This window comes from Kitasatospora sp. GP82 (assembly GCF_029892105.1).
In the GTDB taxonomy this organism is placed as follows: domain Bacteria; phylum Actinomycetota; class Actinomycetes; order Streptomycetales; family Streptomycetaceae; genus Kitasatospora.
The window spans coordinates 1-15,317 of the sequence record NZ_JARZAJ010000076.1; the positions used below are offsets into that span (position 1 = coordinate 1).

At 68.8% G+C, this 15,317-nt stretch carries 13 protein-coding genes and 1 pseudogene; 8 read left to right on the forward strand and 6 right to left on the reverse strand.

The genetic code is table 11. The annotated features are described in order from the left end of the window. From P3T39_RS35855 to P3T39_RS35880, 6 genes and pseudogenes are all read left to right on the forward strand, one after another. Positions 1-184: pseudogene (locus tag P3T39_RS35855) on the forward strand (hypothetical protein); the annotation flags it as partial. Then, positions 181-339 carry a hypothetical protein gene (locus P3T39_RS35860; protein WP_280703508.1) on the forward strand — a complete coding sequence of 53 codons (159 nt, stop codon included), beginning with the start codon at positions 181-183 and terminating at the stop codon, positions 337-339. The pseudogene P3T39_RS35855 and the gene P3T39_RS35860, both read left to right, overlap by 4 nt. Then, positions 336-1,205 (forward strand): hypothetical protein, encoded by an 870-nt coding sequence (locus P3T39_RS35865; RefSeq protein WP_280703509.1) that lies wholly within the window; start codon positions 336-338, stop codon positions 1,203-1,205. The genes P3T39_RS35860 and P3T39_RS35865 overlap by 4 nt, the downstream gene beginning before the upstream one ends. A gap of 150 nt (positions 1,206-1,355) precedes the next feature. Further along, positions 1,356-2,558 (forward strand): pitrilysin family protein, encoded by a 1,203-nt coding sequence (locus P3T39_RS35870; RefSeq protein WP_280703510.1) that lies wholly within the window; start codon positions 1,356-1,358, stop codon positions 2,556-2,558. Between the two features lie 50 nt (positions 2,559-2,608). After that, positions 2,609-3,478, forward strand: coding sequence for a nucleoside-diphosphate kinase (locus tag P3T39_RS35875; RefSeq protein ID WP_280703511.1), 870 nt, complete (start codon positions 2,609-2,611; stop codon positions 3,476-3,478). A 92-nt stretch (positions 3,479-3,570) separates the two neighbouring features. Then, a complete protein-coding gene (locus P3T39_RS35880; protein ID WP_280703512.1) occupies positions 3,571-4,257 on the forward strand; it encodes a sulfotransferase in 687 nt (228 codons plus the stop codon). A gap of 30 nt (positions 4,258-4,287) precedes the next feature. Here P3T39_RS35880 and P3T39_RS35885 read toward each other — a convergent pair whose 3' ends face one another. The 6 genes from P3T39_RS35885 to P3T39_RS35910 all read right to left on the reverse strand — a co-directional run bounded on the left by P3T39_RS35885 (position 4,288) and on the right by P3T39_RS35910 (position 11,812). Further along, a complete protein-coding gene (locus tag P3T39_RS35885; RefSeq protein ID WP_280703513.1) occupies positions 4,288-5,307 on the reverse strand; it encodes a medium chain dehydrogenase/reductase family protein in 1,020 nt (339 codons plus the stop codon). Next, a complete protein-coding gene (locus P3T39_RS35890; RefSeq protein WP_280703514.1) occupies positions 5,300-6,295 on the reverse strand; it encodes a dehydrogenase in 996 nt (331 codons plus the stop codon). Before P3T39_RS35890 ends, P3T39_RS35885 begins: the two co-directional genes overlap by 8 nt. A 77-nt stretch (positions 6,296-6,372) precedes the next feature. Continuing rightward, on the reverse strand, positions 6,373-8,523 hold the full coding sequence (locus P3T39_RS35895; protein ID WP_280703515.1) for an ROK family protein: 2,151 nt from the start codon (positions 8,521-8,523) through the stop codon (positions 6,373-6,375). Continuing rightward, positions 8,520-9,803 (reverse strand): aspartate aminotransferase family protein, encoded by a 1,284-nt coding sequence (locus P3T39_RS35900; protein WP_280703516.1) that lies wholly within the window; start codon positions 9,801-9,803, stop codon positions 8,520-8,522. The genes P3T39_RS35895 and P3T39_RS35900 overlap by 4 nt, the downstream gene beginning before the upstream one ends. A 64-nt stretch (positions 9,804-9,867) precedes the next feature. Then, the gene (locus tag P3T39_RS35905) at positions 9,868-10,959 is read right to left on the reverse strand and encodes a hypothetical protein (RefSeq protein ID WP_280703517.1); all 1,092 of its coding nucleotides are present in this window, start codon (positions 10,957-10,959) and stop codon (positions 9,868-9,870) included. Between the two features lie 631 nt (positions 10,960-11,590). Beyond that, complete coding sequence (locus P3T39_RS35910) at positions 11,591-11,812, reverse strand: hypothetical protein (RefSeq protein ID WP_280703518.1); 222 nt, start codon at positions 11,810-11,812, stop codon at positions 11,591-11,593. A gap of 617 nt (positions 11,813-12,429) precedes the next feature. On the opposite strand from P3T39_RS35910, the gene P3T39_RS35915 reads away from it, so the two are divergent. Together P3T39_RS35915 and P3T39_RS35920 are read left to right on the forward strand one after the other, a co-directional pair. Further along, a complete protein-coding gene (locus tag P3T39_RS35915; RefSeq protein ID WP_280703519.1) occupies positions 12,430-13,812 on the forward strand; it encodes a TldD/PmbA family protein in 1,383 nt (460 codons plus the stop codon). A 4-nt stretch (positions 13,813-13,816) separates the two neighbouring features. Then, entirely contained in the window at positions 13,817-15,172 is a 1,356-nt protein-coding gene (locus P3T39_RS35920; protein ID WP_280703520.1) for a metallopeptidase TldD-related protein, read from the forward strand. Positions 15,173-15,317 lie beyond the last annotated feature (145 nt).

The window sequence follows — 15,317 nt, forward strand, 5'->3', positions numbered from 1 at the left end:
CAAGCGGGTCCGAGCCCTCACCTCGATGGTCCTGGGCGGGGAACGCGGACTCTACGGCCGACTCACCGCCCTGGACAACCTGCACTTCTTCGCCAAGCTCTCCGGCCTGTCCCGGGCCGAGGTCAAGCAGTCCGGACGACGGATCGATCGCCTGGGAGCTTCGCACATGCGATCACGCACATGAGCACCGACATCTCCGACCATTCGTGCACCGAAAAGCGGCGGTTCCTCGACGCCGAGGCCGCGGTCACCCGGCTGTCACAGGCCCTGCCGGGCGGCTTTTTGACGTTGGCCCGCTGGAGTGTCCGGGGCCCAGGAATGAGAGAAGCGAAAGTATGACGGATGCGCCGTTGCTACGTGGCGTTACGCTCATCGCTCCCAGTTCCGGTACAGGTAAGACGGCGGTGGCGGTCGGGATCGCCCGCGCTCTTCGCCGCCAGAACATCGCAGTCGACCCGTTCAAAGCCACAAGCGTCGTTGACATAACGGATCGATCGAGCAGTCCGCTCAAGGTGTACGAGCGCGGGGTTTTCCACAACTGCGGTGCGGCCGGAGTCCCGGTGCGGTGGTGGAACAACCCTGTGGTAGCCGTGACGAGCGGAAATGGCCGCAGCCAACTGTACGTGCGCGGAGAGGCACTCGGCGAGGTGCCGATCTTCGGCCAGGACAGTCTGGACCTGCGCGCATTCCCCCCTGACCTGCGTACCAGGTGTCTGGACGCCGTCACGCAGGCCCTGGCCATTCTGGCCGAGCGCGGTTCCTTTGTTGTCATCGAGGGATCCGGAGGTGCCGGGAACCTGCCATCCCGGGCGGATCTGGCCAACGATGTCGTGCCGCTGCGGGCAGGACTGCCGGTGGTGCTCATCGGCAACGTCAACCAGGAGGGGCACCTGACGTCCCTGGCGGGCCTGCCGGGTGTGCTGGGCGAGCCCTACCGCCGACTGATGGTCGGGTACATCCTCAACGGCGTCCGGGACAGTGCCCGCCTCGCCGATGCACGAGAGCGGTTGGCGCAGGCCATGCCGATACCGGAACTGGCGGCCGTGCCCAGCTACATACCGCCTGACGGATATGAAGACTCGCCGCATGCCTGTGAGGTCGTCTACGAGAGGCGCGCTGATCATGTCGCGTCCCCCGCCCTGCTGGCCGCCATCTCATCCCATGCCCTGACGCCACTGCTGGTGTCGGCCCTGGGGGAGTCCTGACACCGTTCTCCTTCTCGTGCCTCACGTTCCGCAGGGTTCCCTTGACACGGCATTCCTGTCGGGTTCCCGCAGATTCGCCCTTCAGCCTGTGCAGGTGACGTCATAGCCGACCAGATCCCAACAACGCGCGTCGCGCAGCTCGACGGCGGTATGCCGCTGCTGCTGACCTCGACGGCCGACCAGCACACTGTCGGCATCGCACTCTCGCTCGGCTTCGGAAGTCGGGACGACCCGCCGGGCCTGAGCGGCGCCGCACACCTGCTGGAGCGCCTCGTCATGTCGGTGCCGCTACAGGGCGGCCCCTCACTGAGCGAGCGCATCGAACAGCTCGGCGGGACGTCGAACGCGATGACCGAACCCGAGTCGCTGACGATCCATGCCCGGGTACTGACCGATGACGCTCCCGTAGTCGCCGGCTGGATGCTCGACGCGCTGACTCAACCGGCGCTGTCGAATGAGGCGCTCGACCGGGAGCGGCAGATCGTCGCCCAGGAGTTGGCAGTGGCCGCGGCCGACCCCGCCGATGCCCTGCAGTCGGCGTTTCTCGATGCCGTCTTTCCCGGCCATCCGCTGGCCACGGCGGTGGGCGGCACACCGAGCAGTGTCGAGCGGATCACCCTCGACCCGCTTCTGCAGGTGCATCAGCGGGCGCTGGCGACGGTTCCGCTGGCGCTGGCATACGTCGGGAACGTGCAGGAGGCGGCACTGCGCAAACGAATGTCCCCCCTGGCGATGGCCAGGGCCGGCGGCGTCCGCCCGCGGCGATCCCCCCACGCCCCCGTCGGTCGTCCGAACCCGCCGGATCCCACCTGGCCGGACGGGTTCTGCTGGCTCCTCGCCGGTGCGCCGGCTCCGGCCGTCACGGACCCGCAGCGTGACGCGTTCGTCCTTCTCGGCCACCTGCTCGGCGCGAGCCCGGCGTCCCGGATGTACCGGTGCCTTCGTGATGAGCACGGCCTCGCGTACGCGTTTCGGGCATGGACCCGTGCGTACAGCGATGCGGGTTTCTGGTGCTTCCTGGCCGGTACCGACGGCGCCAACGGCCCCGAGGTGGTCCAGCTGCTCCACGCGGAACTCACCCGACTGGCGCAGCAGGGTCCCGCACCGGCGGACCTCGAGGCCGCGGTCCGCCACGCGCGGACGGAGTTGCTTCAGAAGGCGGAGAACGGTGTCGACTCCGCGGTCGTCATGGCGAGCCACTACTGCGTCAACGGTGCCGTCCGGTGCCCGGAGGCGGAGGCAGCGCGGCTAGCCCACGTCACAGCGGCGGACGTCGCCGGCGCCGCTGCGGTGGTGGCGGACGGCCTGCTTGTTGTCGTACGCCCGGACGGGCGGGCCCGCGATGAGTGTTGATTCCCCTCTGTCGTGATGCCAACGGACGTTCTACCAACGCTGGAGTACCTTTGCTGATCACGCCGGACACCCACCGTCGCGACAGCGCCGGACCAACGGAACGCGGTTTCCTGCTGTTCAAGCCGGACGCCCTCGAGCGGCGCCTCCTGAAGGACTGCGTGACGGATATCGCCCAGGCGGGTCTGCGGGTGCTGGAGCAGCGCACCCTGCACCTGACGGAGGCCCAGATCGCGGCCGTGTGGTCCGGCATCGACCCCGACCGCAGACCACTGACCGCAGGCCTCATGCGACGCTACCTGTCCGCGGGGCCGAGCCAGTTGGTACTGGTCGACGGGCCCGAGGCCACCACCCGGCTGCTGGCCCTCAAGTCGACGATCCGTCGTCGGCACGGCGCCGTCTACTACGCCAACCTCGTCCACAGTCCGGACTCGGCCGACGAGGCCCGTCGGGAGCTCGCGGCCCTTCTCGACGGTCGGTGCGACCCGCACGCGCTGTTCCGTCCCACCACCGCGACCTGGCGCGGCTGGGACATGGAAACGATCGAGGCGGGGCTCGACAGCTGGTGGGCATCCGTCCCCGAACAGCGCGGCCAGCAGCAGACCCATTGGAATCCGCCACTGCCGGCCGCGGGCCATCCCGTCCACATCTATGCCAAGCGCCATTGGGCGGTGGCGTTCGACGACATGGCAGGCTTCCTGGCCGAGACGGCGGGCGTCGACGACCTGGAATTCGCCGTGCGAGCCGGATTCGCGGTGCTGTACGACCGCGATGGATTCGTTCTTCCGACGACGTCGGCGAAGGCTGCCCACGACACCTGCCAGGCGGTTCGCGCATTCGGCCTGATCGCCTACGGGCCCGGCGATATCGGGCAGTCCGACCCTGGCGCCGAAACCGCCCCTCGGTCGGACCCACGAGATTAGGGGCGGATGCGCGATGCGTTCACCGCCCCCGTACCGGGCTGACCGTCCGGGGTTTATCTGATGTACGACACAACTTCCTCTGAGGTGGCTTCATGCAATTGCTCATCTGCGGTATGCACCGTTCCGGCACGAGCGCTGTGGCTCATATGCTCTCCGAGTCGTGCCGACGAACCTTGCTGGAGGATCCCGACTGGGCTATGACCGGCCGCCTGATCGACGTGTCGGCTCCCGCGGAGGAGATCGCCCGGTTCGACATCGTGAAATGCCCGCGGATGACCGAAGTGCTCCCCGACGCGTTGGACGCCTATCCGCAGGCCCGCGCCGCGGTGATGGTCCGTGACCCCCGTGACGTGCTGTGTTCCATCCTTGAGAAGGTGAACGCAGGGATGCCCACTCGCATGCTCGAATTCACCCGCCTGGGCGTTGCGGAGACCGGCGCGGCCGGCTTCGCAAGGGCGTACGCCACCTACGCCCGCACCATCCTCACCGCATCTGCCACCGCAGGTGCTGGGCGCGTGCATCTTGTCCCCTACGAAGAGTTCTGCGCTGATCGGCCGGCCAGGATCGCCGCTCTGGGCGACTGGCTCGGTTGGACGTCCGACCGCCAGGTCTCCGAATCGATCCAATCCCGTCAGCTGGGCCCGTTCCACACCAAGCACCCCAGCGATCAGTCGATCAAGGGGGCGGGCCGGTGGCGTACTGAGCTGAGCGAGTCCGACCAGGCCGCCCTCGAGCCCGCCCTGGATGCCTACGCGAGCCTGCGCGAAGCGGCTCGATAGAGCGGGCGCGAGGGCGGTGGACGCCGGTCGCTACCGGCGGATGTCCACCACGTGTTTTCCGATCGGGTCCACGCCTGTCCTGACCGCATCGTTGAGCAGCGCGGCCAGGACAGGCAGGGTCACCCGGTCCACGATGAGCTCCTCGACGTGGCTGGTCGTCCAGGGAAGTGGCGCCGCCAGCACCGCGCCGGCCGCGGCGAAGTCGACGCCGGTGGCGCCGTGCGTACCCACCAACAGCGCGCGGCGCCCGCCCCGCTCCAGCTCGCGCATCTGTTCGCCACGACGGATGCCGTCCAACAGCACCTGCGTGCCCGGTACCCGCCAGTCCGGCCTGATGCCGCCGAACAGGACGAGACGTCCACCGTCCTGCGGCAACAGGTCCCAGGCGCCGTCGAAGGTGGCGCCGTCGAGCGACGCCGTGGTCACGACCACGGTGCCGAACGTGCGCGTTCCCACCTCGCGGCTGAGGACCTTCGGCACCTCCCGCAGCAACGCCGTCCGGGAGAGGGCGGTCAGCCGTTCGGGGCTCCTGTTGACCAGTGTGACCTGGCACCCCTTCAGCCTCAGCAGCACCGCCAGCAGTACCCCCGCGGTTCCCGCACCGATGATCGCAACGTCGGAACCGGCCAGGACGTTGCCGGCGCAGTGGACGGCGCACGCGAGGGGCTCGGTGAAGACCGCCCGGTCGTCCGGCGTGCCGTCGGGCACGGTCGGTAGGGCGGCGCGCAGCTGGTCGGGCGGTCCTGTCAGCAGTGCCGTCTCACCGAACGCGGTTGTCCGTGTCACCGGGATATGGGGGTCCAGGCACACCCTCAGACCGGGCGGAAAGTCGTCCGTACTGCTGCTGTGAACCAGACCGACCATTTCGTGACCGAAGTCGGACCGGACGTCGCGGCTCCGGTGGACCTCCTTGAGGTCCGAGCTGCACAGGCCCACGGTCTGTGGAGAGACCAGCACCCATGACGGGGACGTCGAGCGCGGCCACGGATAGGTGGTGAGCTGAACCCCGCCGGGCACCAGCTCCAAGCGCCTGCTCCAGGGTTCATCCATGGCGACCGCCGTCAGTGAAGTGGACGACGACCTTGACGATTTCAGAGCCGTCGGCGGTCTGGAACTGTCCGTCGAGCCGACGATTGATCACATCCACCGCATCCTCGGGACTCAACTCATGGGTGATGAGGGCGCCGTACCCACCGGGATCTGCGCGGAGGACCGATTCTGCCGCGTGCAACTGAGCCAAGGAGGTACCCCGATGGCCGGTGAGCACCAGCGGTTTACCCTCGTGCGAGACCGCCGTGACCATGCCCAGCTCAGGATCGACATTGCCGCAGACGTTGTGCCGACGCACCCGGCCGACCGTGGCGTCGACGAAGGTGGGAGCCGCTGCCGCCGCATCGAGCGCGGTGACGAGCACCATCGTCCCGTCGGGCCGCAGTGCGTCCGCTGCCTCCCGGACGGCGCTCGCCATCGCCGGCCGCGGGGCACAGATGATCGCTACATCGAGTGGCCGCGGCGTGCGGTGCCCGGTCACGGAGAGGTGGACGGGCGCGAGGCGAGAATGGTTCTCCACCCAGGCCAGACGTTCCGGCCGCGCCTCGACCAGCTCGACATCGTGTCCCTGACCGATCGCTCTGCGCACGTGGAGCAACCCGATCGGGCCCGCGCCCCAGATGCCGACCGACAGGGGGCCGGCCGGGGCCGAGCGCTCGATCAGCTCCCACGAGTAGAGGACGGTGCCGAGCGGCTCGCACAGCGTGAGCACCGCCATCGGGTCCAACGGTTGGACCTCCTGCAACGCGCTGGGCGGCAGCTCCGGCCCCAGGGGGACCCAGCTGCGGAACAGGCCGTCGAAGCTGTGGCCGAGTATCGAATCCTGGTCTCGCACATCCACGGGGTTGAACGCGACCATCCGATCGCCACCGGGGACGCCGTGCAGAATCCCGACGCCTTCGTGACCGAGCACCCCGGCCACGTCCCCCCGGTGGCCGGCGCCGATCTGAACGTCGGTGCCACACAGTCCCACGGCGAGCATCGACACGTACGGCTGGTCACCCCGTGGCCTCTCCATCGGCACGATCCGGACCCGACGGCCAGAGCGGACCAGCTGCCACCCGGTCACAGCGCCACCTGCAACTGTTGGGCCTGAAGCGCCGCCAGCGCCTCGCCCAGTTCCGCCTCGGTCACATCGTTGACGAACACGGCGCGGCCGACGTCCTCCAGCAGGGGCAGGCGTTGCCGGCCGTCACGGTGCAGGCTGGTATGGGCCAATGCCTCGACCAGCAGGTCGAGGGTCATCTCCCGATGAATCGTTGGCAGGCCCAAGTCGGTCAGGACGCGAATGACGCGGTCGGCGACGACCGACGGCAGAAGACCTCGGTTCCGCGAGAGCATGACGGTCACAGCAAGGTCGATGGCGACGGCCTCACCGTGCAGAAGCGTGGGCTCGAGGGACATCTCCAAAGCACCGGAGAACGCGTGCCCGATGTCTGCGAGCCGGTCCAGCCGGTCCTCGCTGAGATTTCCGACGAGTTCGCCGAGCATGGCCGCGATGCTGCGCTCGATGACCTTGGACTCCACCCGCGGGTCCGGCGTGCCCGCAGCCAGAGCACGGCTGTGCGTGTCGAGGAGGTCGAACAGCGCCGCATCGGCCACGACCGCTATCTTGATCGATTCGCCGAGGCCGCAGCGGTACTCGCGGGGGTCCAGCGTGCGCAGGAACCCCGGGTCGATGACGACTCGGCTCGGACGGCTGTAGGTGCCCAGTCGGCTCTTATGCCCGCCGTAGTTGATCGCCGTCTTGACACCGATGCCCGCATCGATCATCCCCAGCAGGGTGGTCGGCACCTTGATGAGCGGAACACCCCGCCGGTAGATGCCGGCGGTGAAGCTCGCGAGGTCGAGCAGCACGCCGCCACCCACCGCGATGACCGGTTCCGATCGACGCAGCAGACCGAACCGGTCGAAGGCGTCCACCAGATCGGACACCGCCGCCAGGTTCTTGCACGACTCGTCCAGCTCGAGCAGCAACGTGTCGAGGGTGACGTTCTCCGATCCACCCGTCAGCGCGTCCGTCAGCGCGTCCCCGTAGAGCTCCCACACACGCTTGTCGGCCACGACGAGTCGCCGTGCGGCACCGTGCGTGCCCAGCCCTGCCGCTGCCCGCAGCGTGCTTCGGCCGGAAGCGAGCATGTCCGGAGCCATGACCACGCTGTACGACTTCGGATTGTCACCTGGCACGATCCAGCTTCGCGCCCCGGCGGCGCCGGAGCGGGCCAGCATCCCGGCCCCCTGCAGCGCAGGCTCGGCATCGGGTGCGACCACCTGAATCCTGTCGGCCAGTGAGCCCGACCGTCCGTAGAGCCCCACCGCATCCATCTGGGCCGTCAGACACGCCAGATATTCACTACCGAGCCCCGCGGGCACGCCACCGGTGAGAACCACACGGTCGATCTCGGCATCGGTGCTGAGAACTGACAGCAACGCGTGTGCGAGCGGCCGCGTCACGGCTTCGAGCACTGTGAGCGCCTCTCGCTCACCACCGGCCACAGCCTGTGCGAACTGGCTGTTCAGAGGAGCGTCAGCGGCCAGCCAGGACGTGCCCTCGGCGGCGAGCAGCTTGAGAATCCGGTCGATGCCACGACCCGATGCGTACGCGCTGAGATGCCCGGTCGCACCGCAGTCACAGGGCAACACGATCTCCCGTGCGCCGATACGGAACTCGGCCGGCAGATGCCCGATCTCACCCTGCAGTCCGGTGTCCGCGGATACGGGGACCCTGCCGGTGCCGACCTCGATGGTCCGCAGCCCGATACCGCTGCCGACGATGACAGCAGCCAGTCGGCGCAGGCGCTGGACGTCCGGCTGTGCCGCCAACGCCACCGCGGTCGCGGTGACGTCGTTGACGACCGTCCACCGGAACTCGGGCGCTGCATCCCGTAGCGCCCCGGCGGTGTCGAACCGGTGCCCGACCCCGTCACCCCACAGTGGACCGGATCCCACCGTCATGCCGGTGCGCGCATCGATCGCCACGCCCAGCGATACTCCGACCGCGGTCACCGTATGGCGGCGGGCCAGCCGACGCGCATCGGCGACGATCAGATCCACGAGACGCTGATGCAGCGAGGCCGCCCCCTCACCCGGGCAGCTGGTCCAGGACGGCGCCGCCTGCACGGCGAGGTCGTGCAGGCGGTTCTCGCCGTCCAGCACCGCCGAGCGCGCGTGGGTACCGCCGACGTCGAAGACCGTCACGGTGTCGTTGGTCATCATGAGCGCACCCGCATTATTTCCAGTGCCTCCCCGAAGCGTTCGACCACGAGCTGGGCCTCCTCGTGGGTCAGAATCAGCGGGGGTCGCAGTTCGATGGTGTTTCCCTCGCTGTGCTCGGACACCCGGGTGATGACCCCGCGGTCCATCAGCGCCGCATGCAGCGCATTGGCCAGGCGCGGCGATTTCGACCCATCCGGCTCCGACAGCTCGATACCGAGCATCAGCCCCAGACCACGGACGTCACAGATCTCCGGGTACGTGCGACCGAGGTCGAGCAGGGCGGCTTTGAGGGCGGCTCCGACCGAACGGACGTTCTCGAGGAACTCCGGCTGGCGGACCAACGTCAGCGTGGCGATGGCAGCCGCAGCGGCGACCGGGTGTCCGCCCGAGGTGAAGCCGTGCTGCGACCGGTCCATGCCTACGAGCCGCTCCTCGGTGATGATCGCCGCCAACGGCAGACCAGAACCGCTCAGCCCCTTCGACACGGTCATCATGTGCGGCTCGACACCGAACGCCTCGGCCGCTGTCAGGAAGCCGGTACGTCCGAACGACGTCTGGGTCTCGTCGAAGATGAGGACGATGTCCCGCTCGTCACAGAACTCCCGCAGACGCTTCAGGTATCCCGGCGGGGGGACGATGTTGCCGCCGGCGCCACTGATCGGCTCGATCAGGATGGTCGCGACGCTGCCCGAACTGGCGTACCTGATGAAGTCGTCTATGCGATCGATGCAGAGGAAATCGCAACTGCTGGGCTTCTGCCGGTAGAAACATCGGTGACAGTAAGGGTCTGGGACGTTGACCGCGCCCGGGTAGACCGTCGGAAACGGCGCTCGCAGTCGGGACATGCCGTTCCAGCCACTGGCTGCGAGCGTCTGCCCGACGTGTCCACGGAACGGCACGATCACATCGCGGCGCCCCGTGTGCAGCTGCGCGATCTTCACCGCCCCTTCCGTAGCCGTCGAGCCGCCACTGCTGCGGAGGTTGACCCGGGTGAGGTTCGCAGGGCTCAGCTCGACGAGCATCTCCATCACCCGATTGGAAACGTCGGTCTGGAACATGGAGCTCGCGAACAGCAGGTCGTCGGTCTGCGCCTTGATGGCGTCCACCACGGCCGGGTGGTTGTGCCCGAGGGAGAGGTTGAAAGTGCCTGCCGCACAGTCCAGATACTCACGCCCGTCGGCGTCCCAGACCCACAGGCCGCTCCCGCCGACCAGTCGGGCAGGGCCTAGCTGGTAATAGGCAGGCGGAGGCTGGGTTGATTTGTCAAACGTATCGCTCATCGGGAATCGTTCTTCCTTGGGTGGACAGGCAGGTACCAGGGCTGGACGCAGTCGGCCGGTTGTCTCAGCCGGCCGACCGGTCCGCGGCCGGCTCCTCGATCGCGCCCAGCTCGACGAGTCGGGCAATCGCCGCGTCGAACTCGTCGCGCGCCGAACTGTCCTCGCCCAGCACCTCGCCCAGCACCTCGGCCCGGACCTGCTCGACGCTGCGGCCGTCGAGGGCCAACCAGAGCCGCGCGAGCGCAGGAGCCACCTTGTAGCCCTTGTCCGCCCCGGCGAGGGAGATCCCGTCAAGGTACTGGACCAGCCCGAAGTAGGGGCTGCGCAGCGGGCCTTCGGCGTCGTTGCGGTACTCGGGGAGTTCGGTCAGCGGAACGGTCCAGCCCGTCGTTACCGCGTGGCCGACGAGGAAGGACGCCAGCCGGCAGCGGCGGCGCGCCACGTCGAAGACCTGCTCCTTGGATCCGCCGTGCTCGAAAGGCGTGTGGAAGAGCTCCCAGACGACGTCCATCAACGGCTGGAAGACCGCCGACCGGGCCAGCCTGCGGTAGAGGAACTTCTGGCCGTCATAGATGTCCCCGCTGGCCACCAGCGCTATGTCGCATGCCTCCTGGAGGGCGAGGTAGGACGCCTGGGCGGCGGTGTAGGGGTCCTCGCTCACGATTGCGCCGGCGACGTCCTCCTGCCAGCTCGCCGTGGCGAGCGCCCGCGGGAGGTTCAGGGACTGCTGGATGGCGATGCGGTCCATCCCGGCCAGGGTGCGACCGAAATCCGCATCGGCGTGCAAGAGTTCACCGATGGACAGCCGGATGAGCAGGCGCCGCTCGACCAGCGAGAGGCGCAGCGCGTCCCGGTTGGTCGCGGTCATCGCGAAGCTGCTCACCCGGGCGGCGATCTGCTCGGCCGTCGCCCGATCCACCTCGGTGACCTGCACCATGAAGCCGCGGCGCGGGTACGCGACGCTCTCGACCGGGGCGTTGTCGACGCGCGTGACGTACAGGTCCACATCGGAGGCACTGTGGCCGAGCCCGGCTGCGAAGCTGCCGGACAGCATCAGGAGCGAGAACTGCTCGACGCCTCCGAGCTGCTCGATCACCTCCTGTGCGGCAGCGCGGTGTTCGTCCGTAAGGGAGACGTCGTGGGTGGTCCACAGCATGGGTGTGGCTCCTCTCAGCTTCTGCCCGGCAGGGCTGCCGAGCACGGTTGGCGTGATGCGGATGCGGTACGGGATCGAGACGTGGAGTAACTGCCCTCCTGGGTAAGGGTGCTGCTGTCGCCGCACTGCTGCGGGCGACGTCCCGGCTCGGCCCACCGCTTCGCCCTCGACCCGGCCGATCGTCAGCCGTATGTCGAGCGACGCCGGCAGGTCCTGTGGCGAGGGGCCGAACCCGTCCAGCCCCTCGCCGTCCCGCCTCGCCGGCGGCCTGCGGCTCCTGCCCGAAGAGGATGTCGAGCGGGTGGAAGTCCTCGCACGAGGTCGGGCAGCCAGTCCGGCGACAGGACCCAGCCGGCCTGCAGCGACGTCGGAGCAGGTGCGCGACGGTGACCGACTCGTCCGCGCGCGCGTACTGATAAGGGTCGCAGACCGCGAATTCGTCCTCGCCCGGCAATTCGACCACCAGCAAGTGGTGCGGCATGTGCACGGTGCCGAAGAACTGCGATTTCTCGTACTCCCAGTGGTCTGCGGTGATCGCCACCGGACCGCGGGTGGAAACCCGCTCTCGCACCCAAGGCAGGTACGCGTCCGGCGTTTCATGGAAAACCTCTTCCAGGTCGACATCGAATGCCTATCCGGCAAGATTAGAGGAGTTTCTCAGACGAGTCAGGATTTCGATGTCCCGGAATTCCCCGGGGACCTGTCGAACGACGAGGCTGAGCTCGCCGAAGATCCGGTCCTCGGGGTGCTCGGCCCCGGCGTCGAGGAGGAGGGTGCCCGGCACCGAGTCCTGGTGGTCACCGCAGGAGAAGGCATTCCGGACGGTTTCCGACGCAGCGAGGTTATCGGACAAGACTCGCTGCCCTGGACTCGATCAGCGGCAGGGAGGGGACTCCCGCATCGGACGGCTTCCACTGCAGAACTTCGGATATCGGGGCGACCGAAAAGGCGTCTGGCAAATCGTGAGGCAGCAGTGCCATCACCTCGCTCACCTGTACTGCACTGCCCGAGGCGGCGCCATCCGAGTTCTCCACGCCCGCCGCGCCCCTTTTCTTCGAAGTCCTGCACCGGTCACGGGAATGCTGGCCACAACAAACCCGGGAGATTTCCCCCGACATCACGCAAGCTACCCCAGGGGGACATCCGGTCGCAACAGTAGGCTGCAACCGGAGTGCAACGGACGCCATTCTCCCCCGAAAGAACCCGTGCGCGACGAGCCCGAAGTACTGTGCGGACAATGCGGCTGCCCGAAAGGGCAATCTTTCGGCCTGAAAGGGCAATCCTTCGACCCGAAAGGGCAACGTGGCACAGGCTCCGAAACAGTGCTTGACAACGCTTCGGTCCGGCGGCTAGAAATGCCTCGAACGACATTCCGCCGCATCGCATCCGATGCGGGCCACGGAATCCAATTCATCAGGAAAAGCAGCGGCAACGAGTCGCGCAGAACCGGAATCGGAAGGAGAGAACGAAATGATCGACCCTTCCGACGCCGCGTTGCGGCAGATGTTCTCCGCCGCCCTTTCGAGTGGCGGGGCGTGGGCTGAACTGTTCACGGAGCGCACCACGGTCACCGAGCTCACCTGCACGACCAAGAGCGGGCTGACTGCCGCTCGCAGTCGTATCCAGGGAGTCGGCCTGCGGGTGGGACTGGGGCGCGACACGGCCCTCGTCTACTCCACGGACTACGACCACGCCTCACTCGTCGAGCTGGGATCGACCGCCGCCGCCGTCTTCCGGGCCATTCACGGCCGCGGGCCGGCCGAGCGGACTCCCGCCGTGCGCATCGGACGGACGGGCCGAGTCGGGATACCGGCGACCGGGCAGCTCCTGGATCTCGCGGACAAGCGCCGTCTGGTCGAGACCGCCCTCGGTGCCGCTGGGCGGCAGGGGGGCCGGGTCCGTGCGGCCTACGCCGACCGGGAGCGTGAGATCGGTGTCTGGGACAGCCTTGGCGGACATGCCGCGAAGACCGACTGGCAGACCCGGCTGCAGGTGGACGTCGCACTCGTCGGCCCCTCCGCGACCGGGACGGGAACCTGGTGCGCGGCGCTCCCCTCGTCGGCCCTGACCCTGGACGAGGCGGCCGCCGTCGGCGTCAGCGCGGCCGACCAGGCGCTGCGACTCGAATCGGCGGTGTCGGCACGCTCCGGCACCCGGGCCCTGGTCTGCGGGCCCGACGCAGCCGGGCTGCTCATCCATGAACTGTGCGGGCATGCGCTGGAGGCCGACGCACTGGCCCTCGGCTCCTCGATCTTCGCCGACTCGCTCGGCAAGGCGGTCGCGGACGGCGCGGTCACGGTCGTCGACGGTGGGGCTCCGGTCGGCGTCTGGGGGGTGTCCGCCGTCGACGACGAGGGGACCGCCCCCGAACGCACCGAACTCATCCGCGCCGGGGTCATGGTGGGCAGCATGACCGATCGGCTGCACGCCGGTGCGTCAGAGGACCCGCGTTCCTCCGGCAACGCCCGCAGGCGCAGCTTCGAACATCCGCCGCTGCCCCGGATGACCCAGACCACCCTGGAGAGCGGTACGACCAGTCGGCAGGACATCATCACCGGCGTCGGCACCGGACTGCTCGTCCTGGAAGCCACCGGCGGAACGGTGGATCCGGTCACCGGGCGCTTCAGCCTGGTGGTGAAGGAGGGCTGGGAGATCGAGTCCGGCGAGCTGACCCGGATCGTCTCCGGCTCGGTGCTCACCGGAGACGCACTCTCCAGTCTGCGTGACATCTGCGCGATCGGCGACGATCCGCAGACGTTCGGGGCGTTCTGCGGAAAGAGCGGGCAGTGGCTGCCGATCTCCTACCGTTCGCCCTCGCTGGCTCTGGCCCGCATCACGGTGGGAGGGGTCTAGACCGATGAGCCGATCCGAACAGCTTGCCGCAGAGCTCGAACCGCTCCTGGCCGAGGCCCAACCGGGCGAGGACATCGAGGTGTTCGCCCGGTACGAGCGCCACACCCAGGTGGCGGTGCGACAGAGCACGCCGAGCCAGGTGGGCGTCGCAGGCATACTGCGCGTCCACGTCCGCAGCGTGGGGAGTTCCTCCTCCGGCGCTGCCGTGATCAGCAGCACCGATCCCCAATCCCTGCGCTGGGCGCTGGCCGAGGCCCGGCAGCTGCGCCGACTGTCGCTCGGCGAGGGGCCTGTCGGCGCCGCGCCCGCCTTCGCCCCCGGGCTCGAGGCGGAAGCGCAGGACACGGCGGCCCGCGACAGCGTGACCGAGTGCATCGAGCGGGCGCGGGAGTTGGACCGTGCGGCACTGGCCGCCCACTCGTCGGCGCGCGACGTGCCGGAGGCCTCGGTCCGCCGGTTCGAGCTCTCGGCGGCTGCGGTGAACAGCCGCGGACTGCGCGTCCACTACGCACACCAGGAGGCGGTGGCAGCCGTCCGCGTGGTGGCCGAGGAGCGGGACAGCCGAGTCACCGCACGGGCCGACTGCGCCGCCCGGATGCCTGCCGAACTGCCGCTGCTGGAAACGGCGCAGGCCGCAGCCGAGTCGGCGGTGCGACTGCTGCACCCGACCGCACTGGACGCGACCGAGCTGCCGCTGATCCTGTCACCGAAGGCAACAGCCAGCCTGCTCGCCATGCTGGCCCCACGCTTCCACGGGGACCGGACCGCTCCCAGCGACGCCGACCGGGCCACCCGGCTGTTCGCCGCCGGATTCGACCTGGTCGACCAGGGCCGCTCACCGGGCGGCCTGATCCGGGTGCCCTGCGACGACGAGGGAACCCCGACCCAGGACACCGTCCTGGTCCGTGACGGGTTCCCCACCGGCCTGCTGCAGAACCGGAGTTCGGCCGAACGCGGAGCCACCGCGCCGACCGGAAACGGCTGGGTGAGCAGCACCCAGCCCACTGCGATCATCTCGGCGACGAACCTGGTCCTGCGGGGCCCGGAACTGTCGGCGCAGGAGTTGCTGACGCGTCCGGCCGAGGCGATTTACGTGGTGGACATCGGCCGCGCCCGCGGAGGCGTCGACCCGCACGCGGGCACCCTGAGCCTGGCCCTCGTCGGCTACCGGCTCCGGCACGGCGAGCCGGGGCCCGCCGTGGACGGCGCGGTGATCCACCTGCCGCTGGGAGCGTTCCTGCGCAGCGTGGTCGCCCTCAGCCCCACCGGTGGCTTCCACCGCCCGGGGCCCGCCGTGGCCGGCGCGCTACTGCTGCTCGACCCGGTCCGGGTCGAGGGCCGCGGTCGGACACCGCACTAGAGACTTCCGGCGTTCTGCTCGCCCGGTTCATCCCGGAGCAGGCAGTGACGCCGGGGCACAGCGAACCGCTCGACCGGAGCGGTTCCACGAGACCGTGGAAGGGAGGTACCACCATGTTCGACATCATTGAGGACGGCGACTACTC